21 protein-coding genes are annotated in these 21,362 nt (G+C 44.5%); 6 read left to right on the top strand and 15 right to left on the bottom strand.

The features are described from left to right. Window positions 1-22 precede the first annotated feature (22 nt). From ribA to L5M51_RS00405, 6 genes are all read right to left on the bottom strand, one after another. A complete protein-coding gene (gene ribA / locus L5M51_RS00430; protein WP_263171089.1) occupies window positions 23-637 on the bottom strand; it encodes a GTP cyclohydrolase II in 615 nt (204 codons plus the stop codon). A gap of 273 nt (window positions 638-910) precedes the next feature. Continuing rightward, complete coding sequence (locus L5M51_RS00425; RefSeq protein WP_028760414.1) at window positions 911-1,267, bottom strand: YibL family ribosome-associated protein; 357 nt, start codon at window positions 1,265-1,267, stop codon at window positions 911-913. Between the two features lie 114 nt (window positions 1,268-1,381). Further along, window positions 1,382-1,843: an anaerobic ribonucleoside-triphosphate reductase-activating protein gene (nrdG, locus tag L5M51_RS00420; RefSeq protein ID WP_263144485.1), complete on the bottom strand. Its 462-nt coding sequence runs from the start codon at window positions 1,841-1,843 to the stop codon at window positions 1,382-1,384. A gap of 123 nt (window positions 1,844-1,966) precedes the next feature. After that, window positions 1,967-4,084 carry an anaerobic ribonucleoside-triphosphate reductase gene (nrdD, locus tag L5M51_RS00415; protein ID WP_212599904.1) on the bottom strand — a complete coding sequence of 706 codons (2,118 nt, stop codon included), beginning with the start codon at window positions 4,082-4,084 and terminating at the stop codon, window positions 1,967-1,969. A 261-nt stretch (window positions 4,085-4,345) separates the two neighbouring features. Beyond that, window positions 4,346-5,035, bottom strand: coding sequence for a hypothetical protein (locus L5M51_RS00410; RefSeq protein ID WP_173245565.1), 690 nt, complete (start codon window positions 5,033-5,035; stop codon window positions 4,346-4,348). Window positions 5,036-5,154: 119 nt separating this feature from the next. Further along, on the bottom strand, window positions 5,155-5,643 hold the full coding sequence (locus L5M51_RS00405) for a MarR family winged helix-turn-helix transcriptional regulator (RefSeq protein ID WP_212599903.1): 489 nt from the start codon (window positions 5,641-5,643) through the stop codon (window positions 5,155-5,157). A gap of 146 nt (window positions 5,644-5,789) precedes the next feature. Here L5M51_RS00405 and L5M51_RS00400 point away from each other — a divergent pair, with 146 nt between their 5' ends. Next, window positions 5,790-6,800 (top strand): NADP-dependent oxidoreductase, encoded by a 1,011-nt coding sequence (locus tag L5M51_RS00400; RefSeq protein WP_263171087.1) that lies wholly within the window; start codon window positions 5,790-5,792, stop codon window positions 6,798-6,800. 134 nt (window positions 6,801-6,934) lie between these two features. On the opposite strand, the gene rssA is transcribed toward L5M51_RS00400, so the two are convergent. Then, a complete protein-coding gene (rssA, locus tag L5M51_RS00395) occupies window positions 6,935-7,882 on the bottom strand; it encodes a patatin-like phospholipase RssA (RefSeq protein WP_028760420.1) in 948 nt (315 codons plus the stop codon). A 250-nt stretch (window positions 7,883-8,132) separates the two neighbouring features. Between rssA and L5M51_RS00390 the strand changes: the two genes are divergently transcribed. The 4 genes from L5M51_RS00390 to L5M51_RS00375 all read left to right on the top strand — a co-directional run bounded on the left by L5M51_RS00390 (window position 8,133) and on the right by L5M51_RS00375 (window position 11,248). Then, the gene (locus L5M51_RS00390) at window positions 8,133-9,488 is read left to right on the top strand and encodes a DEAD/DEAH box helicase (protein WP_263171085.1); all 1,356 of its coding nucleotides are present in this window, start codon (window positions 8,133-8,135) and stop codon (window positions 9,486-9,488) included. A 203-nt stretch (window positions 9,489-9,691) separates the two neighbouring features. After that, complete coding sequence (locus L5M51_RS00385; RefSeq protein ID WP_028760422.1) at window positions 9,692-10,129, top strand: DUF3010 family protein; 438 nt, start codon at window positions 9,692-9,694, stop codon at window positions 10,127-10,129. 48 nt (window positions 10,130-10,177) lie between these two features. Continuing rightward, window positions 10,178-10,702 (top strand): M48 family metallopeptidase, encoded by a 525-nt coding sequence (locus L5M51_RS00380; protein ID WP_105252910.1) that lies wholly within the window; start codon window positions 10,178-10,180, stop codon window positions 10,700-10,702. Between the two features lie 90 nt (window positions 10,703-10,792). Beyond that, window positions 10,793-11,248 carry a hypothetical protein gene (locus L5M51_RS00375; RefSeq protein WP_113938826.1) on the top strand — a complete coding sequence of 152 codons (456 nt, stop codon included), beginning with the start codon at window positions 10,793-10,795 and terminating at the stop codon, window positions 11,246-11,248. Window positions 11,249-11,620: 372 nt separating this feature from the next. Here L5M51_RS00375 and L5M51_RS00370 read toward each other — a convergent pair whose 3' ends face one another. From L5M51_RS00370 to L5M51_RS00355, 4 genes are all read right to left on the bottom strand, one after another. Further along, entirely contained in the window at window positions 11,621-12,922 is a 1,302-nt protein-coding gene (locus L5M51_RS00370) for a peptidoglycan DD-metalloendopeptidase family protein (protein ID WP_113938827.1), read from the bottom strand. Window positions 12,923-13,186: 264 nt separating this feature from the next. After that, the gene (locus tag L5M51_RS00365) at window positions 13,187-16,243 is read right to left on the bottom strand and encodes an AAA family ATPase (protein ID WP_263171081.1); all 3,057 of its coding nucleotides are present in this window, start codon (window positions 16,241-16,243) and stop codon (window positions 13,187-13,189) included. Continuing rightward, window positions 16,240-17,385, bottom strand: coding sequence for an exonuclease SbcCD subunit D (locus L5M51_RS00360; protein WP_263171078.1), 1,146 nt, complete (start codon window positions 17,383-17,385; stop codon window positions 16,240-16,242). The genes L5M51_RS00365 and L5M51_RS00360 overlap by 4 nt, the downstream gene beginning before the upstream one ends. Before the next feature lie 383 nt (window positions 17,386-17,768). Then, window positions 17,769-18,542, bottom strand: a complete 774-nt coding sequence (locus L5M51_RS00355) for a TSUP family transporter (RefSeq protein ID WP_028760428.1) — start codon at window positions 18,540-18,542, stop codon at window positions 17,769-17,771. Between the two features lie 156 nt (window positions 18,543-18,698). Here L5M51_RS00355 and L5M51_RS00350 point away from each other — a divergent pair, with 156 nt between their 5' ends. Beyond that, a complete protein-coding gene (locus L5M51_RS00350) occupies window positions 18,699-19,586 on the top strand; it encodes a LysR family transcriptional regulator (protein ID WP_263138193.1) in 888 nt (295 codons plus the stop codon). Between the two features lie 153 nt (window positions 19,587-19,739). On the opposite strand, the gene L5M51_RS00345 is transcribed toward L5M51_RS00350, so the two are convergent. From L5M51_RS00345 to L5M51_RS00330, 4 genes are all read right to left on the bottom strand, one after another. Then, a complete protein-coding gene (locus L5M51_RS00345) occupies window positions 19,740-20,135 on the bottom strand; it encodes a ribonuclease E inhibitor RraB (RefSeq protein WP_105252914.1) in 396 nt (131 codons plus the stop codon). 22 nt (window positions 20,136-20,157) lie between these two features. Beyond that, window positions 20,158-20,388 (bottom strand): RNA-binding S4 domain-containing protein, encoded by a 231-nt coding sequence (locus L5M51_RS00340; protein WP_028760431.1) that lies wholly within the window; start codon window positions 20,386-20,388, stop codon window positions 20,158-20,160. A 74-nt stretch (window positions 20,389-20,462) separates the two neighbouring features. Further along, window positions 20,463-20,999, bottom strand: coding sequence for a GNAT family N-acetyltransferase (locus tag L5M51_RS00335; RefSeq protein ID WP_028760432.1), 537 nt, complete (start codon window positions 20,997-20,999; stop codon window positions 20,463-20,465). 83 nt (window positions 21,000-21,082) lie between these two features. Continuing rightward, window positions 21,083-21,361 carry a peptidylprolyl isomerase gene (locus tag L5M51_RS00330; RefSeq protein ID WP_028760433.1) on the bottom strand — a complete coding sequence of 93 codons (279 nt, stop codon included), beginning with the start codon at window positions 21,359-21,361 and terminating at the stop codon, window positions 21,083-21,085. Window position 21,362 lies beyond the last annotated feature (1 nt).

Here is a 21,362-nt window from a genome sequence, read left to right as displayed (position 1 = left end):
TCGACTCATCATGATGACAAAACTACTTCTTTTCATCCATAAAATGATATTCAGACATCATGTGTCCAAGCTCAGTGGATTTAGTTTTTAAGTACGCTTCGTTATAACGATTTTTACCAACTTGCAGTGGTACGCGCTCAACCACTTCGATGCCAAACTCCTTCATCGCTTTCACTTTACGCGGATTATTGGTCATCAAACGCACATGCTTCACCCCTATCTGTTCCAGCATAGGCTTGATCATGTCGTATTTACGCATATCCGCTTCGAAACCGAGTTGCTCGTTGGCTTCAACCGTGTTAGCGCCTTTATCTTGCAGCTCATAGGCGCGAATTTTATTCAGCAAACCAATGCCACGGCCTTCTTGGCGTAAATAGAGGATAAAGCCACTGCCCGTTTCCGCAATATTTTGCATGGCTGCTTGTAACTGAAAACCACAGTCACAACGCAAGCTAAATAAAGCATCGCCGGTTAAACACTCGGAATGAATACGGCCCAACACAGGTTCATCCGCACTGAGCGTACCGAATGTGAGCGCAACATGCTCTTTACCTGATTCGGTATCTTCAAAACCATGCATGGCAAACACGCCCCAAGGAGTGGGTAACTTTGACGTCGCGACATATTTTATCGACATACTTAACCTTAACGACAACTCTCATTCCATGAGACGAATAAGATCCCTAGAAACAAAACGAGGATTAGGCACTTAGCCAACTAAGCGCATTATTCTAAAGTGTTTTCGAACAATCCAGAAATACTTTAGTGTTTTAATCAACTAAACCAAACATGAATGTCTTTTCGATGGGCAGCACGAAGGAATGGATTAAAACGAAGCAGTGCATAAAATACAAGGAGCACAAACACGCGATCGACACTCGATCCCGTGCCAGTGACATCCTATCCCACATTAAAATTTTGCGGGAGCGTATCCAGTAACTTCCGTTAGCCCCATTTCACGGCCAATAGCAGTCATAGGGTGGATTACCACAAGCCCTTTGACAGACTTTTTCAGTTTGCCCATGTCTGCTTGTTCCGCTTTTGTCAAAGCACGATGGAAAGGCAAACCTTTGATATCTGACCCTTGCTTATTCAATAAGCGGGTTTGTTGCCCTTTCACACTGCCGATTTGCTTAGTGACCGCAGCGATTTCGCGTTTGAACTGGGCAATAATGACGTCATCGCCTCTTTGTTCAGCCGCAGCAAGTTTACGACGAAATTTATCTAATTTATCGTTAAGCTGCTGCAGTTCTTGCTTTAAATTCATTCTGTTACCTTAAATTACCTAAGTTAGCCACAGTAAAATCTTAGCCTGATTATGCTAGCGTCTGTGTCAAGGCCTGAGATTATAGCAGCAAGTTACAGATCCTCGTTACCGCTTTTATAACAAACGAATGATCTGATTGCTGCTACCGCGAAAGACAAGACTCGGATCGGCAAGACTTTGTTCAAATTTTCCGTCCACCAGCACATCAATATAGGCCAACACGGCGCGCTGTTCATCACTCAACTCATCGAGCACATAACCTGTCCACAGCCAAATATCTTTACCCGAACACTCAGTCTTGACTCGTTTGACGAGCGTCAAAATGGCACTGAGATTGACAGGCAATAAAGGATCGCCGCCCGAAAGCGATAAACCACGGCGCACAATCCGCTTATCATTAAGATCGGCAATAATCCTATCTTCTATCGTCCTATCAAACACATGCCCAGAACGGGGATCCCACGTGCTTTGGTTGTAACAACCCCGGCACTGGTGCTCACAACCAGAAACAAACAAGGTCGCACGCGTACCAGGACCATTGACCACATCGATAGGGAAATACTGATGGTAATTCATTGATGGTCACTCACAGTGCATTTCATCTTTTAACATTGGTACTTACCCCATGGCACCATTGATGCCACGTGATGCCACGTGATGCCACGGAATAAGTCTAACAGGCAGAATAAGGTAATAGTGTTACAAGTGTTTGATCCTGCGTTTTACTTCTTCTTGCTTGCCATAATTAAAGGGCCGCGCATCTGGGCTGCCTAAGTAACCGCACACACGGCGCGTCACAGAGACTCGACTAGGTTCATGATTGCCACACTTAGGGCAAGTGAACCCTTTACTGGTACAACTAAATTCGCCGGTAAAGCCACAGTCGTAGCATTCATCAATTGGCGTGTTAGTGCCATAGTAAGGCACGCGGCTGTAGCTATAATCCCAGACGTTTTCCAGCGCTTCGAGGTTATGCTGCATATTGGGATATTCACCGTAACAAATAAAGCCGCCGTTGGCGATAGCGGGATATGGCTGTTCAAAATCAATTTTATCGTAAGGATTTACGCTTTTTTCCACATCGAGGTGGAAACTATTCGTGTAATAGCCCTTGTCCGTCACCCCTGTGACTAGCCCAAATTGCTTCGCATCCAGTTTACAAAAACGGCTGCAGAGACTCTCACTTGGCGTGCTATACAGACTAAAGCCATAACCTGTTTCGGCCTTCCACGCATCGGTAGCCGCTTTAAGATAAGCTACAATAGCAACGGCTTTTTCCCTTAATTGTGCATCATCAAATACATGGGTTTGGGTGCCATAGAGTGCATTCATGGTTTCATGCAAGCCAATGTAACCGAGTGAAATTGATGCGCGGCCATTTTTAAAGATTTGCGCCACATCATCATCAGCGCGCAAGCGTACACCACAGGCGCCTTCCATATAGAGGATAGGTGCCACGCGAGCTTTAACACCGTTCAGTCGCTCAATACGAGTATCCAGTGCTTTACGGGCTAATACTAATCTGTCATCTAAAATGCGATAAAATTCAGCTTCATCGCCATTGGCTTCTAAAGCAATCCGCGGCAGGTTTAAACTGACCACTCCCAAATTATTGCGCCCTTCATGCACAAGCTCGCCATTTTCTTCATAGGTGCCTAAAAAGCTACGGCAGCCCATTGGGGTTTTAAATGAACCAGTCACTTTCTCGACTTGCTCGTAGTTGAGAATGTCGGGATACATGCGCATTGTTGCGCATTTGAGCGCCATCTGTTTTACATCGTAATTGCAATCGCCCGCTTTATGATTAATACCATCGCGAATCGCAAACACTAGCTTAGGGAATACTGCCGTCTTGCGATTTTTACCCAATCCCGCCATCCGCACTTTGAGCATAGATTGCTGAATTAAGCGTGATTCCCACGACGTACCTAAACCAAACCCAAAGGTCACGAACGGTGTTTGACCATTGGCAGTGTGTAAGGTATTGACCTCATATTCCAAAGACTGGAATGCATCGTGACATTCTTTTTCAGTTTGTGCCGTAGCAAAGGCTTTGGCATCGGTGATCTTCCAATTCAGGGCAATTTGGTAATGCTTGTCGTAGCTCTTAGCGACAAATGGCGCTAACACTTCATCGATACGGTTGATAGTTGTGCCGCCATAGATATGACTCGCCACTTGGGCAATGATCTGCGCGGTCACTGCTGTCGCTGTTGAAATAGACTTAGGGGTTTCAATTTCGGCATTACCCATTTTAAAGCCGTGGGTCAACATGCCAGCTAAATCAATCAACATGCAGTTAAACATCGGGAAAAACGGCGAGTAATCTAGGTCGTGGTAATGGATCTCGCCCGCCTCATGGGCAGCGACCACATCCTTTGGCAAAATATGACTCTTGGCATAATGTTTAGCAACTATGCCCGCGAGTAAATCCCGCTGAGTAGGAATGACTTTTGAATCTTTATTAGCATTTTCATTGAGCAAAGCCGCATTGCTTTGCTCAACTAAACCACGGATTTCGAGGTTGAGTTTACTGGTCGCTTCACGGCACACATCTCTGTCGTGGCGGTATTCGATATACACGCGCGCAAGGGACTTGTACGGCCCTTCCATCAGTAAATTCTCAACCGCATCTTGTAGATGGTGGATATCAACTTCAGCTAATGGCGCGACGCTTTGACTGATACATGCTGCCACTGTCGCTGCATAGTCGCCATCCTCTATTCCAACTGAGTTTGCAGCGGCATTCACTGCATCCCTTATCCTTGTTTCATCAAAAGGTGTGCGGCAACCATCACGCTTAATTACGACTGGCATTGTTCAGTTCCTCTCCATCTCGCCTAAAAATTAACACTACATCTAGTGATTTTAAAAGCATAAAACACAATATGTAGAGTATTAGGCTACAATGACGGTAAGGAGTCCATGATCCAGATCATAGTTTTTAGGATGAAATAAAAGAACAAACAAGAACTGCAGCTAGGCCCAATTATCTGAAAATTGCGCCTTGACCTGCTGATTAAACCCAGCTAGTTGAATGCGTGACAATTTGTGTTTATCACGCACTATGGATGTGAATTAACGTTTAGCAAGCGCAAGATAACTACTGAGTTGGCCCGATGCAGATTGATGTGCCCCCATAGATGAAGCAAGTTGCATCATAGATTTTAGCCCCTGCCACTGCTGCTTTTGAGCATCCGTAAGCGGAGGTTCAGAATTCAAATAATCCGTCAATTGGCTAAGGACTTTCGTGGCCTTCTGGGCTAGCACCGGCGACTGAGCATCATCCATATTGGTTAAGACGTTTTTAGCATCAACTAAGGTATTGATAAGAGGATTATTAGGTGATTTTTTAGCTAATGACTTGATTTCATCATCTAAAAAATCTTGCAACGATTGTTTAGTCGGCGTTGTTGTGCTCGGCACTGTAATACCGTTTTTCGATAAACGCTCGAGTTGCACATCCGATAAAATGCCATCTTTTTGTAAGCGCGACACCAATGCGGGAATATCGGCGACGCCAAATTGACCATCAGCAAAAAAATCCTTCGCCATCGATTGAATTTTCTGTGCGCGTTGCGCCCGTGGCGACAGCGCTATCTCATCGGTTTTACCTTTATCGGGTTTGGTAGCATCCGTCTGCGTTTTATTTGTTTCTGTCGTAGTATCGGTTTTAGCCGTGCTCGTCTTTTGGCTATTGGCACCATAGGCATCGGCGATACTGGCACTGCTGCGATTAAGATTAAAGGCATTTAAAATAGAATTCATCGTCAAAAATTCGGCGTCTAAGACTCAATAACGGTTTTAAAGCAAAAACTAAGCCAATCAAGTATTAATCAGTGCAACCCCTGAGTTAATAGCATCACTATGCATAAACCAACTTGTATCTAGGACTGTATATCTTCGATCAAGGCAAGACATTGCCGCCTTAGTAAATCGAGTGCCTCAGCGTCCATCTGCACTTTATCAAGCAAGGTTTGCTTCAAGGCAAGAGCTTCGTGCCTGATACCCTCTCCTTGACTTGTCAGAGTGATCAGCTTTTTCCGCTCATCTTCAACGCAGGCTAATCGCGTAATCAACCCCTTCAACTCTAACCGCTTGACGATGGGCGTTAAGGTTCCCATATCGAGTTTAGTCGCCATTGATAGCTGGGTTTGGCTACAGCCGTTTTGACGCCACAGGGTTTGCATCACTAAATATTGAGGGAAAGTTAACTCGTATGCCTCGAGTAGAGGCCGATAAGCACGCACTAATGCATTGCTCGCAGAATATAACGCGAAACAAACATTATCGGATAAACAGAGTGGATCGCTAGAAGCTTGGCTATGAGTCTGTTTTGTAGCGTCTAGCTCATGTTGAGGTAAGCAATTCTGCACGTTTAAGCGCCTGTCATTTAAACATAACGCTATCTTATCCGATCTGTCCCACCCCATCTAGTTTGCGCGCAAACTATTTGCATTCAATCTTAAAGCCACGTAGAGTTAACATCATTAGTTTGCGCACAAACAAAAGGTGAGTTTTTATGAAGAGTATGACTGAAACCCGTGAGATCCATCTAGCTAGTCGCCCAGAAGGCATGCCTACAGCACAGAACTTTACTTTAGTAAATAAAGCGTTAGCACCACTCGCTGATGGACAAGTGCTGATTAAAAATCTATGGATGTCGGTTGACCCTTACATGCGCGGGCGCATGGTTGATCGCAAGAGTTATGTTCCGCCCTTCGCCTTAAATCAAGTCTTAGAAGGCGGTGCGATTGGTGAAGTTATCGCGTCAAAAAACACCGAGTTCCCGGTTGGTACTAAAGTCAGCAGCATGCTAGGTTGGCGTGAACACGCAGTCACAGATACCGCAGGACTAACAGCTTTACCACTAACTACGCTTGATAGTTCACATTTCCTCGGCGTACTCGGCATGCCAGGCATGACAGCTTGGACAGGACTGGCTCGCATTACAGATTTAAAAGCGGGTGAGACATTGTTTGTTTCCGCCGCCTCTGGCGCAGTAGGTAGTGTGGCTTGCCAAATTGGTAAACTAATAGGTGCCCGTGTTATAGCCTCTGTCGGTTCAGATGAAAAAGCTGAATTATTAAAAAGTTATGGTGTTGATGCGGTCATCAATTACAAGACTTGTGGCAATCTTACCCAAGCGTTGACAAAAGCTGCGCCAGAAGGGGTTGACGTGTATTTTGAGAACGTCGGTGGCGAGCATTTAGCCGCAGCGCTGAGCAATATGAAAGATCATGGACGTATCGCTGTTTGCGGTATGATTTCGCAATATAACAACACAACTCCAACACCTGGCCCTGACAACTTAGCCCTAATTGTAATGCAAAAACTCAAGTTAGAAGGTTTTATCGTATCCGAACATTGGGCGCATTATCCTGAGTTCACCGCAAAAATGGCTCAATGGTTAGCGGAAGGCAAAGTAAAAGCAGAACAAACAATTTATCAAGGGCTTGAACAAGCACCTGATGCTTTTATCGGTCTATTTGAAGGTAAGAATCGCGGTAAAATGTTGGTCAAACTAGCCTAAGTCACCAACAAAGCGGTATAAACATCTCAATATGAGATAGCAAATAGTCGGTATCGCAAAAGTGATACCGACTTTTGTTTATCTGGCAATCAAACGCTATCTATATAAAGCTTTTGACTCTACATTTTGCATCATCAGCCTTTCCAGAGCGCAGCTTCAATCAAGTGGGCGACTTTCTCCACCGCAGCTTCGCCGGCGGCAATCGCCTCATCAGCACGGTGAAACTCCATAGTGCCGATATTTCCCACCTCTGGCACAATACAAATATCTGGTGGATCGCCCATCAACCGCGCCCGCTTATGTCTTTGCTCTAAAATACCCATAGATTGCGACATCACAGCAATCATCCCCGGATTCGATTTAGTGCCGAGTGAAAACTTATCGGTTAGGTTGCTGACATAATCTCGGCCACGGGCGAATAAATCCATAAAGCCCGTTTCTTGTCGCGCTGGCATATCCATTTCAGCTTGGACAGTCCTTTGGCTGGTCATATTCACGGGTAACACTTGGATACGCCCAGAATGATAGCCATATAAATCCACTGCAATCACTACATCAACGCCCATGGCACGGCTGACCGAAACAGGAACAGGATTCACCACAGCACCATCGACTAACCAGCGATCTCCTTGTCTGACAGGGGCTAAAATCCCCGGCATGGAGCAAGAGGCCCGTACCGCTTGCCGTAAATCCCCTTCAGTAAACCAAATTTCCTGACCAGAGTATAAGTCAGTCGCGACGGCTGCAAAGGGACGATTGAGATTTTCAATATTCACATCTCCTATACGTGCATGCAGCACATCGAACACTTTGTCTCCGCCGATAAGCCCGCCCTTACGCCATCGAATATCCATCAAGCCAAGCACGTCCCAACTAGAAAAACCGCGCACCCATTTTTCTAACTCGGGTAAATGATCATGGGCGTAAGCGGCCCCCACTAAAGCCCCTACCGAACATCCAGCCACTTTATCGGGCTTAATACCCATGGCAGCTAAACCATTCAATACACCTATATGTGCCCAACCTTTCGCCGCCCCACTACCCAAGGCAATACCTACCGAAGGGGTTGTTCCGTTAGCCATAAATCATTTCTCCTGTAACTCAATGCAGTACACGATAACGTAAAATCCTGCCATATCCACTGTCAATCGGTAAAAACGACACAATTAAGAGGTTGTAATACCAATGTAAATAAATACAATCAACAGAGCATAAATGGCACTCTTTCTACATCAATCCGTGCATGAAGCAGAGATAATCACCGATGTGGATAGCTGAGCAAGGATGATTAAGGCTATAATCTGCCCTTACTAAGATTTAGGGGATATACCTTTGCAATTTACCGATTTTTCTCTGGACCAGCGTCTGCTTCAAAGCATAAAACATATGGGGATCACAGAACCCACCGCCATCCAGGAACAAGCACTGCCTATCGCATTGGCAGGTAAAGATTTAATGGCGTCATCAAAAACGGGCTCAGGTAAAACCTTAGCGTTTTTGTTACCCGCATTGCAAAGAGTCATTTCTACCCGCTCACTGTCGAAACGTGATCCTAGAGTCTTGATTTTATTACCGACCCGCGAACTAGCGCATCAGGTTTATAGTCAGCTTCGCCTCCTTGTCGCCAACACCCAATACAAGGCCATCAGCGTACTGGGCGGGGAAAACTTTAATGACCAAGCCAAAGCTCTAGCGAAAGAACCGCATTTCATTGTCGCGACTCCAGGCCGTATCGCCGATCATTTAGAACAGAAGCATCTTTTTCTCAATGGCTTAGAGTTATTAGTCCTCGATGAAGCCGACCGCATGTTGGATTTAGGCTTTGCACCGCAGCTAAAAGCGATCAACGATGCAGCCGATCATAAACGTCGTCAAACTCTGATGTTTTCGGCCACGTTAGGTCACGATGAAATCAATGATATCGCAACAACATTACTAAAAAATCCAGCGCACGTGGCGATTGGCGCGGCTCACTCTGAGCATAACGATATTCATCAACGTATCTTTTTATGTGACCACTTAGACCATAAAGAAGCGTTATTAGCCCGTTTGCTCAAAGATGAAACCCATAAACAAGTGATTATTTTTACCGCGACGCGTCCAGATACTGAGCGCTTAGCCGCTAAATTAACCACGCAAGGTTTTGCAACCGCCGCACTCAGCGGTGATTTAAAGCAGGCCGCACGAAACCAAATCATGGACCAATTTGCCCGTGGCCAACAACAAGTACTAGTGACAACCGATGTCGCCTCTCGCGGCCTGGATTTGCTCAATGTGTCCTTGGTCGTTAACTTCGACATGCCTAAATTTGCCGAAGAATACGTGCATCGTATCGGCCGTACTGGTCGTGCAGGCGCAAAAGGTGATGCGATATCGCTCGTCGGGCCAAAAGATTGGGACAACTTTAAGAAAGTCCAAGTCTTCCTCAGAAAAACCTTTGAGATCAGCACAATTCCAGGCCTAGAAGCTAAATTTAGTGGTCTAAAAAGCAAAGCTAAACAAACGCCAGTAAAACGTGTTGCTAAAGCGGAGCTTGCTAAAGGTAAGAGCAAAAGAACCAAAGCAACCACACCAGCACCGTCGCGGGATAAGCGTTTCATCACGGGCGTGGATGTCGGCGATGCTCCTATGCGTAGAAAACCTGCTGCGGCACAATTACTGCAAGATAATGATACTGAAGAAGTTTAAAACTAATTTATGCATAAAGGCCGGTGGATTTAACATCAGATATTATCTCTGATACAAATCACATAGGCATGATCTAATACTGGAAATTGACATACTAAAATTATCAGTCTGTCGCCAAGCGAATCAAAAGCGCATGGTAAACACTGATCCTCATGTCATTTCCAGCTACAATAGCGCTATTATCGATATTTTGAAGGTGTAACATGAGAGTTTGTGGTGTTGAATTAAAAGGTGGCGAAGCCATTATCAGTTTATTGAGCTATGAAGGTGAAACCTTCAATGTGCCAGAATGCCGTAAGGTGTCTTTCACCGTTTCCCAATCTGCTACCACAGAAGCTATTCGTGAGTTTCACTTCGCTTTTCATAAGCTTATGCAAGATTATCGCGTTGATGAAGTTGTCATCATAGAACGTGAGCAAAAAGGTAAACTCGCGGGTTCAGCGACAAGCTTTAAACTTGAAGCAGCCATTCAATTAGGGGAATTACCTGTCAGTCTATTGTCTCCTGTCACTATCAAAGAGCAAAACAAGCGCAATCCACCCCAAGTTGATTTCGATAGTTTAGATCTTAAAAAAGTACAGCAGTTAGCTTTCGAAGCCGCTTATGCCCATCAAAATCGCCGAATTTTTGGCAAAGTATAAGTAATGTGATGAACTCAGGCTCCGAAGTCATTCGGAGCTAAATCCTCTATGAATCCATTAAAGTACTTAAACGGTTACAGCCTTGATATTCAACAGCAGGTACAGCAACATCTCGATGCTGGCACATTACCCAAGCTATTGCTGAAACGTCATCCTGTCATACATAGCGTTCGTAGCGATAAAGCGCTGTACGACTATACTCAGACGATTAAAAATCAATTTTTACGCCAGTCCTCCCCGCTCTCAAAAGTGATATTTGATGACAAAATTAATATTAGCCATCATGCACTTGGCTTGCATTCTTACGTAGCACGAGTTCAAGGCAATAAAATCAAAGCGAAGAACGAAATTCGCATTTCTTCGCGTTTAAAGCGTGTGCCAGAACCTTTGTTGCGTATGGTCGTAGTACATGAATTAGCCCATTTAAAAGAAAAAGATCACAACAAAGCTTTCTATAATTTGTGTACCCACATGGAGCCGGATTATCACCAGTTTGAATTTGATTTGCGCTTATTATTGACTTGCATCGACGCTAACATATCCCCTTATTCTACAGATAAAGTCGACACCTGACCTTCGTATATTTTTCGCCCAAAACTTGACTGATAATAGTTTTCATTTAGAATGTTGTAGTATCTAGTGCTGCAGAATACTGTAATGACAATGACGAAACAGAATATCGACAAACTCTTAAGCAAGTGGTGTAAAAAGCAAGCTAAAAAGCTACTCAAAACACAGGTTAAATCTGTTTCAAACACAGGGAACGCTATTACATCCTCATCACATCTACGCGCGCAGACTGATAAATCTTTGACGAATAAAAAGGCTCAACGAAAGCACCTCACCCAATTACTCTCTAAGCATATTGCTCAGCAAGAATTTGCCCATAGCAATAAATCAACACTCAAAAAACAATTAAAACTCGCGAAAGCTAATTTTATTGCCGCAAATGATGCGACATTTTCATCGACTATTATTACTCGACTTTCTCCTTTACCCACAGAACACAGCTTTGCATTACGCCCCTTTAAAAAATCCCCCTGCGGTGGCTGTCCCGCATTAAAAGGTAAATTGTGCAAGTGCGCATTAAAAGTGATGCAAAGGCGCCACGCAAGCTGATAGGCACGATTTAGCACTGCATATTGGGTTCTCTGTTCAGTCCTTAATAAAAAACGTTATAAGCTCTTCAGCCGCACAATTTTCCTCTTCACAACCTTTTGAATGACTCGCTATACCACTTCTAACTGAAGATCCTATCTATTTTATCCCCTTATGTTTTATCGCCACGACTTAGAATCGAATAAATTTTAAGCTTTCATACAACTCGAACAGTACTCGTGATAGCAAAAAAATGCCTACCACAATAAGCATTTTGGAAACAAAAATGCCGATGAAATTTTCATTTCATCGGCATTGATAAACTCTTCTAGAAAGTCAGTGCTATTGTTTATTCAAACTTTGATACTATAAATTCTATTAGCTTAGGTTTAGCTAACCTAAGTTCATTATAGCTTCACGACTCTTCACCATATTAGTGAATGTGCGTAAATCTTGATTTGCTAACTTGCTCGACATAGGAATATCGGCTTTCAACGGATCAACAGGTTTACCATTGATATGGAATTCATAATGCAAATGTGGACCAGTCGAACGACCTGTATTACCAGATAAAGCAATCACTTGACCGCGAGTTACACGTTGACCTTTACGCACTAACGCCTTAGACAAATGTAGGTAACGGGTACGGTACTTACCACCATGTTCAATCACAATATACTTACCGGCAAACTGATGGTCCGTCACTAAACTGACAATTCCATCACCAGGTGCAATAACTTTAGTCCCGATTGGCACGGAAAAATCTGTTCCATTATGGGGAGAAATACGCCCTGTGATTGGGTGTTTGCGATGGCTGTTAAAACGTGAACTCATACGCGGTTGCTTAGCTAACGGATAACGTTGGAATGCCCGAACTAAACTCTGGCCTTTAGCATCATAATAACTACCATCAGAATATTGATATGCACTAATTTCAGAACGACCACTTTTAATACTGACGCCTAAAATTTGGCTACTTCCCGTCGGTTCACCTTCAACATATTGATCATTTACCAAAACTGAGAATTTGTCACCAGCTCGTAAATCACGGGCAAAATTCAATTTTTCTTTGAGTAAATCTTCAATTCGCTGAATATCTGCAGCGGCTAAGCCCATTTTTTGGGCTGAAACGTAGAAAGAACCTTTAATATCGCCAGTCAAAATTCGATTTTGCCAAACACCTTCAACGTTCACTTCTTCAACATTAAAACTACCGTCTTCATAACGCGTAAAAACCACTTGGCGGGCAGCGTTAAAATAAAGTTCTAATTTTTGTAACTGACCTTCACTATCAAGCCAAAATTGCATTCTGTTACCAGGTAACAAGGTATCAAGTGCCAAAATGTTTAAATCAGCTTCTAAAACCTTATACATAGTCTGCTGATCAACACCCGCCTTGGAAAATAACCCACTTAAGGTATCACCGGAAACGATAATTCGCTCAAACTGGGGAGCATTATTAATGAGTGCAGCTTGATCTAGGACTTCAGGTTCAGAAACTTGAGGGAGAATATTTTCAATATCGAGAACAACAGGGATACGCTGAGCAGTTGGCGTAACATGGTTATTATTCGGCATCAACATCGCAGCACCCATCAACAAACTACCCATTAATAGAATGTTCTTTTGGGTCGATGATAAGTTCTGCAAACGGGTTTGCGATAAGTTGATAAAGTTGGGTTTGCCTGTTTGCAACGCTTTTCACCTTTCGTTAACTTTGCGTTCTATTTTTGACCAGTCCCTTTGAGGGAAGCCCGAATTTTTTCCAACTTATATCAAAAAACCGATTATGACAAACGCTATTTCACTCTTTTGTTGCACCATTAATGAAAAACATGCGCTAGTTGGCATTTCCAACTCACTTTGTGTGTATTATCCGAATGTTAAACACGCAGGAGATACAATAAATAACACTTATAAAACAATTTGTTATTTATCGTACTCTGTGAGAATGAGCAACTAAGGCAAAACTATCGTCATTTCGCTCCCATGTGAGGTTTTATTGATGTCGATGCGGGTATTTATCTGCTCTTTCATTTCCGACACGTGCGAGATCACCCCTATCATGCGGCCAGAGGATTGCAAATCCATCAGGGTCCGAATGGCCAGTTCTAAAGAATCTTGATCTAAACTGCCAAAGCCTTCATCGATAAATAAAGTATCGAGTTTAATACCACCTGCATAGGCTTGCACTACATCAGATAGGCCTAGCGCCATAGATAATGCTGCCATAAAACTTTCACCACCGCTTAAGGTGGCCACAGGACGCACTTTGGAGGTATAAGCATCTTCTACTTCCAATTCGAGCCCAGAAGCTTTGTTACCCTTTGCCCTATCTTCCTTACGTAGTAAACGATAACGCCCTTTGCTCATTAGGTGTAGCCTGTGGCTTGCCTCTAACAACACATCGTCAAGCAGTACGCTTAACACAAACCGTTGCAGACTGATCTTATTACCTGTATTTCCATTAGCGACATCTGCAAGGGTGCCAATAACCGCATATTCATCTTCCAAAACCTTAGCTTTTGCATCGGCAATACTCAGCTGGGTTTGGGTTTGCATCAGTAATACTGTGCGAGTGTGAAGCAACTGCCATGCCTGCTCGGCAGCGTGTAATGCTTGCTGCGCGAACTCAAGCTCAGCAGCCAGCTTAATGCTATCGGGTAGTACTTTATCCTTAAGCTTAAGCGCTAACTGCTCGCACTGTGCCTTGGTCAAAGCACTGCGCTGCTGGTAAGCCTCAATTTCGCTGGCTAATGCACGCTGTTGTTCTTCATCCAGCATGGACTCAAATAAGGCCTGTTGATCGGCAAAACCTGCTGCGACTAATTGCTGATTGAGTTGCTGCTGTGCACGCGTTTGCTGGGCTAATGCCGCCTCAGCAGCATTTTCAGCACCATTAAGTGCCGCTTTAGCCGCAACAAAAGATTGGCCAGTCTGTTGTTGGAGATCCCTAACACTAGCAATCTGTTGCTTAATTTGGCTGATACTTTGCTGATTTTGCGCGATTGCTGCAGTTAAGGCCTCAAGCGTTGCAAGCGCAGATGGAACACTTTGCTGCATGTGCGCTAACTGCCCCTGCAATAGATCCACTTTAGATTGCAGTGCACTGTCGTGTGTTTGTCCTTGCTCTAGCTTTTGTTGTAGATGCGTTTCCTGTGCGTGCAACAATGCAATCTCTTGCTGTAACAGCTGTAACTGCTGATGGGCTTGCTCCGCTTGAATGAGTGAGAAAGCGTATTGCGACAAGGTATGTGTATGTTCGTCTAAAGGAATATCAACCGCAGTGCCCAATTGGACCGCGAGATCTTGTGCTTGCTGTTGCAAGGTTTCTAACTGCGTTTGTAGCCCACGATATTCCGCTCTGGCTTTGCTCAGGATTTCTTGAGCATTCGTTTCAGCCTCAAGTGCTAATTGCAGCGCTTCATCACTTGGGAGTGGATCTTGGCTTTGTGCTGGCTGTGGATGTGTTTGGCTGCCACAAACAGGGCAAGGTTCATCTTGCTGTAATTGCCGCGCTAAAATAGCGGCCTGTCCTTGATGCCAAGTCAACAATAAGGCTTTATATGTAACCTGTGCTTGCTGATGCTGAGCACTGAGTTGTCGCCCTTTGACTTTAGCCTCAACAAGTTTTGCCTGTGTCGACGATACCCTTGCCGCCACTTGTTGCCATTGCTGATAGGTAGACAATAACTGCTGTTGCTGCTGATGCGCTTGTTGCAATGAGAGGCGAGTTTCGCTGTTGGCCTGTAGTTGCGGCAGAGCGGATTCCAATTCACGGCGTTTTTGGACTGCGGTGGTTAACTCATTTTTGCTGTTCTGAAGTTGTATTTTCGCGCTAATGAGCTGCGCTTGCTCTTGTTCAAGGGTTTTATTAAGCCTATCCAATTCCCTGAGCTGCGGCCCTAAGGCATTCAGTTGCTGTTTGACCTGTTCCTGTTCGAGTAACGACGCTTCCAACACGGGCAAATCAGCGGCCTTAAGCTCTGCGTTATCGAAGGCTTGTTTAGCATTGATTAATGCTGTTTTCGCATGATCAAGTGCGATACTTGCCGCCTTGGCTTCCTGCTCACGGGCCACAAACACCTCAAGCATGGGTGCCAAGTGCTGCGCCTGTTTAGCCAAATTCAGTTTATAGGTTTGCGCAGCCATGTCTTCTTGCTGTGCATCAAGCGCAGCAACCGTTTGAGTTAAGGCATCAAACTGCGCAAATTCGGCCAATAAATGCTGGGCGGCATCGCTGGTTTTTATCACCCATTGTTGCTGCTGTAATGCCTGTTCTTTCGCACTTTGGGCTGTTTCAAGTTCTGGCGTAAGCTTGGCTAATTCACAGCGAAGCTCGTCATCGGATGCTAAACCCGCACTTTGTAAGATGCCATCACGGCGGCTGCGTTGATCTTTCACTAAGGCGCGGATATCTGCAGCCTTACTTTTTAAGGAATCTTCAATACGTCGGTATATATGCGTTTGAAATAGCTGACTAAATATCAGTTCTCTGGCTTTAGAGTCTGCCATTAACAATTCGCGAAATTTTCCCTGCGGCAACACCATCACTTGGCGAAACTGCTCCACATCGAGGCCAGTTAAGGCTTCAATCTCAGCGGTTGCCTCTGAGACTTTGCTCGCTACAAGCAGACTTTCATTACCCTCGGCGTCTATCTTATATAACTGTGCTTCGCTCTTCTGCACCGTTGAGCCGTCACCGCTTTTTTTAACTCTGTCTTGCTCTGGCACACGGCGAATACGATAACTGCTATTACCCAACTGAAAACTAAAAGTGACTTCTGTTAGCAGACTATCATCGGCCATATCGCAGCGCATCTGGCTGCCTTCACGCTCATTACCTGTGGTTTTGCCATAGAGGGCAAAGCAAATACCATCGAGCAAGGTCGTCTTACCCGCACCAGTGGGCCCATTAATCAAAAATAACGGATTAGTCCCTAAGGCCGTAAAATCAAGTTGTTGCGTCGATGCAAAGGGGCCAAAGGCTGACATGGAAAGGCTAAGTGGTCTCATGCTTGGCGCTCCTCATTGTGTAGCTTAGTCAGGAGTTCATCCATCACAGCTTGCTGTGCTTGTGTTAATGACTCGCCGGACACTTGAGAGAAAAAGTCACGGAACATGTCCATCTCGCCTTTTTTGATATGATCTCGGCTCAAGGTGACTTGTTGCAGCCCCGCCATCAGACCAGTCCGCTCTAAATGCAGCACATTAGGGTAAACGGCTCTCAATTTTCCCATAGCATCTAAAATGGCATGTTTATCAAGGAGTCTGACCGTAAGGTAGTCCTCACGCTTGATATCCGTTTTACCTTGGGCGAGTAATGTGGCTAACTCCCCTTCTAAGATACGGACATCGCGTATCGACGTTAATGGCAATAAACTAATTTTAATCGGCGTTTGCGCGCTAAGTTCGACTAAGGTCACCGACTTATGTTGATGTTGTTCGCTAAAGGAATACTTCAAAATCGATCCTGAGTAGCGCACATGCTCTGCACCTTTGTATTGCGGTCCGTGCAAATGCCCAAGGGCGACATAATCAAACTCAGTAAATAGCGTTGGCGATATTTTATCGGCGCCACCAATGCTTAGTGGTCGCTCAGATTCTGACTCACTGCCACCATCCAAAAAACAATGGCTTATCACCACTTTCGGCAAACCTTGGCTATCATGCTGGCGTACTTGTTCAAGCAATAGCGTCATTGCGGCCTCATGGCTTGTAGCCTCACACTCAAAAACTTGGCGCACTGTGGCAGGTTCGGCATAGGGCAAGGGATAAAACACCACATCACCGCTTGAACTCAATAAAGTAATGGGATGAATGTCAGCACTCAAAGGCCCAATAATATGTAACCCACTTGCCGCCATTTGTTTTGCTGCAAAACCTAAGCGCTCGTGACCATCGTGGTTACCCGCAATCATAATGACTTGCAGGCCTAAATCATGTACTAAGCGGTTAAGCACATCATCTAACAGCGCGACCGCATTCGCAGGCGGAATCGATCTGTCATAAATATCCCCCGCCACAATCACGGCATCCACCTTGTGTTCATCCGCTAGAGCAATAATTTGCTCGAGCACAAAGGCTTGATCATCCAGTAGTGATTGATTGTGTAATTGACGACCTATGTGCCAGTCCGAGGTGTGGATAAATTTCATAATCGCTCTTTTAAAGAAGTGGTGGCGCTAAACCCGAGCGCACATGCCGCCCGTCGATGCAAAATAAGACTGGCAAGATAGACACTGCACTTAAATCAATCGGATTAAATATGTACACAATATTTAAAATACACACCAAAACAATAAGAAGCCTAAAAAGTGTATTAAAAATGACAGGTAATACTATTCAAAAAACTTGAAAGAGTACACCTAACTCAAAGTAGGATGAGACGTTTTAAGTCGTCATTTGGCGGATCTTTTGGATGATATCCACCTCAGCTTAACTTTTGAGCCAAGATGGACGCCACTAAGATACACTCATGCGCAGCTTAAAGAGCTTCTATTGATGAGTGAGTTTTATAAAATGCTTAATATCAAAGAGTTTACGAAAATAAATTATATTGGCTCGCCAAAAGTTTAAAACTCATAGCAAGGGACATAGTCACCACCAATGGCTTGATAATCTTTGTACCTTTAGTGACCACGAGACGAGAACCCAAGGTTGCACCAATCGCTTGCCCTGCCAGCATGACTAATCCTAATAACCAAATCACTTTTCCGCCCAAGGCAAAGAAGATCAGCGAAGCAATGTTAGTGGAGAAATTAAGTAGTTTTGCGTGGGCAGTTGCCTTCGCCAAACCAAACCCCGCTAGCGATACAAAGGCCAGCGCAAAAAAGCTCCCAGTACCAGGGCCAAAAAAGCCATCGTATAATCCCACGCCCAATGCTGCAGTAAAGGCAAATGCGGTAGGTGTCAGCACTTGATGTTTATCATCTTCAGAAATCTTTTTCGAAAATAAAAAGTAACAACCAATAGCCAAAATCAAAAAAGGTAACATCAACTCCAGCACTTCAGTATCGACGAGTTGAACTAGAATCGTACCTAATGCCGCACCGATAAATGCACAAATCAAGGCTAACTTAACGGATTTAAGATCAACCAGCCCTTTACGGACAAAGTACAAACTCGCAAAAAAACTGCCGCCACAGGCCTGCAGCTTATTTGTCCCTAAGGCAACCGCAGGCGGCAAGCCTGCCCACATAAGTGCAGGAATGGTCAGCAAGCCTCCGCCACCGGCGATTGAGTCAATAAAACCAGCCACCATAGCTACGGCAAAAAGTATCGCTGCGATTTGTAGAGTCAGTTCAAATTCCATGATGATTTATTATTCTTCTGATAAAAAAGAGAGTGATTGCGGAATATTAGACTGCGTTTGCCAAATAAACGCAAAGGAGTTATTGTCGGCACAGCGTGAGATAAACTCACACAAAACCCCGAGTCCTGTTCTGATTTTCTAGCAGTAGGAAATAAAATGTTTGCCGAACTACCGCCCCTCAATTCTCTCCGTGCCTTCGAAGCCGCAGCACGTTTACAGAGCATGACATTAGCCAGCAAGGAGTTGCATGTCACCCATGGCGCAGTCAGCAAACAAATCAGAGTATTGGAGGATTATTTAGGTTTTGCGCTCTTTGTACGTTTACACAAAAAAGTTGGTTTAACCGATGAAGCCAAACGCTATTTACCCCATGTTCAAGCCGCTCTGCAAACATTATCTAGTGCTACCAGTGACTTGCGCCGTCAGCCCACTAAGCCGCAAACCTTAGCCATCAATGTGCTGCCAAGCTTAACCATCAATTGGCTGATTCCAAGAATGGAGCAGTTTAAATCCCGCCATCCACACTTGTATGTCGACTTATCCATTGGCGACTTTGCCGTGGATTTTAGCCAAGGTCGTTATGATATTGCGATCCGTAGTAGCACAGTCATCCCTAAGGGCGCGAATTATATCAAGCTAATGGATGAGGATTTATGCTTAGTTTGCGCGCCTTCGTTAGCCCCGAAACTCCAGCGTATCGAAGATATTAATCATGTCACTTTACTGAAACACACCACAAGACCAGAACTTTGGGAGTATTGGGCGGAAAAGGTGGATTTAACACTCACCCAAGCACAAACCTTTGGTGTCGAGCATTTTTATATGTTGAGTCAAGCGGCTGCGAGTGGTATGGGCGCAGCACTTATTCCGCGATTCTTCATCGAAGAACAACTGGCAAACGGCAGCTTAGTCATCCCCTTCGACGCCCCCTTTACCAGTCCCTATCGATATTATTTACTCACCCCAAAATCCCCAAGCCTGCCGTTAAAAGCTCAAGCTTTTATCGAATGGTTATTAGAGATTTTTGCGCCCTATCGTCATTAATCTGCATTAAACGTATCTCAGTTCAAGCGAGGCACAATAACGCTATAAATGCCAAACGAGGCTATTGAGATCACTAACTGAGCGCAGAAAAACACCAATAAAAAACCACCCAAAAGGTGGTTTATTAGATTCAAGGCTTAAAGCGCATCAAAATTAGTGATTGCAATGCTCACCGTGAACATGGTCATGGTCATCATCGTCCATAAACTCATCGTCACCGTCTTGATGTTGCATTACGCCCCAACCGTCGGTCATGCCGCCGAATTCGGCAGCAAAATCATTTAGCATGACTTCTTGTTCAACCAATGTATCGTACTCAGGCACCATATTGAGACAAACAATGATTTCCCACTTACCAAGCTCATCATTCAGATTCAGCTCAAGCTCGCCTTCCAAGTCAGAATTTGTTAATTCTTCTAACGCAGTTTCAGCATCGCGTTGGTCATCAAAAACCAAAAAGAAATCAACATCTAACTCTTTAGTTAAATCGATTCCCGCTTCAGCCATTGCGGCCAGCATTTTACCATTGTCATCATCTGGAAATTGCATTTCTTGCTCCACTGTTTCAGGCTTATTCTGCCGCAATGATTTGAACTGATTCACCATTAAAGCTGACGATGTCGCCCGCGATAATTTTTTTACGTTTACGAGTTTCAACTTCACCATTCACAGTGACTTGACCTTCGTCGATAAAATGTTTGGCTTCACCACCCGCATTGCTCATGCCTTGCACTTTTAATACTTTGTACAATTCAATGAAATCTTCGCCAGAATGCAAAGCCAATTGATTAATTTGCGCCACTTAATACACGCCTTCTAAAAATAAACCTGCGGCATTATACCAGCACAGTACAAAATTCGCTGAAGATAATTTGGCTAGAGACGTCTTTCATCGGCGAGTAGGCCAAAGGCTGATTCATCGAGCCAGTTTTCACCTATTTTGAATTGCTGCCTGAGTAAACCTTCAAGCCGAAAGCCACACTTTTCGAGTACTCGTGCCGATGCGTGATTATCTTTAGCACAATGCCCAACAAATTTATGTACATTAAAACTTAAACAGGCCCAATCAATGACCGCCATTAAACTCTCAGTCGCATAACCTTTACCGTGCCCCTCGGCCGCCAGTAAATAACCCACTTCGGCACGCTGTTCCTCGAAACTTTGACAATAGAGGCCCGTTAAACCGATAAACTGCCCAGTATCAACGGTCTCAATCACTAAGGTCAGCCAATCGCCAGAACCGTAGAACCAAGTATCGGAACGCTGCTGAAACTTACTGCGGATCACCTCTTGCGACTCTGGAACGCGTACAAAACGATTAATCTCAGGATCGTTATGCAGTGCATAAAAATGTTCCCAATCACTATCTTGTAAGCTCCTGAGTTTCAATCTATCAGTGTAGAGTTCCAGCATAGTGACTCCGTGATGAGCATATAAAACAAAACGGCAGCAAACGCTGCCGTATCAAACAAGCTGTATTAGATAAGCGGCAAAACTTACGCGCGGCTGGTCACTTCAAGTAAATGAAAGCCAAATTGCGTTTTCACGGGGCCTTGTACTTCGTTTAATGGTGCACTAAAAACAACTTCATCAAACTCTCTGACCATCATGCCAGGACCAAATGACCCCAATTCGCCGCCTTGGGCACCTGATGGGCAAGAAGAGTGTGCGCGAGCAATTTGAGCAAAATCTGCGCCTTCCATTATTTGCTGTTTCAGCGCTTGACACTGCTCTTCACTGCTAACTAACAAATGTCTTGCTGTTGCCTGGACCATA

Origin of the sequence: Shewanella sp. SM73 (genome assembly GCF_025653795.1) — a bacterium.
Classification (GTDB): Bacteria; Pseudomonadota; Gammaproteobacteria; order Enterobacterales; family Shewanellaceae; genus Shewanella; species Shewanella oncorhynchi.
The sequence above is the reverse complement of the archived record's forward strand: the minus strand, read 5'-3'. Positions and strand labels throughout refer to the sequence as shown.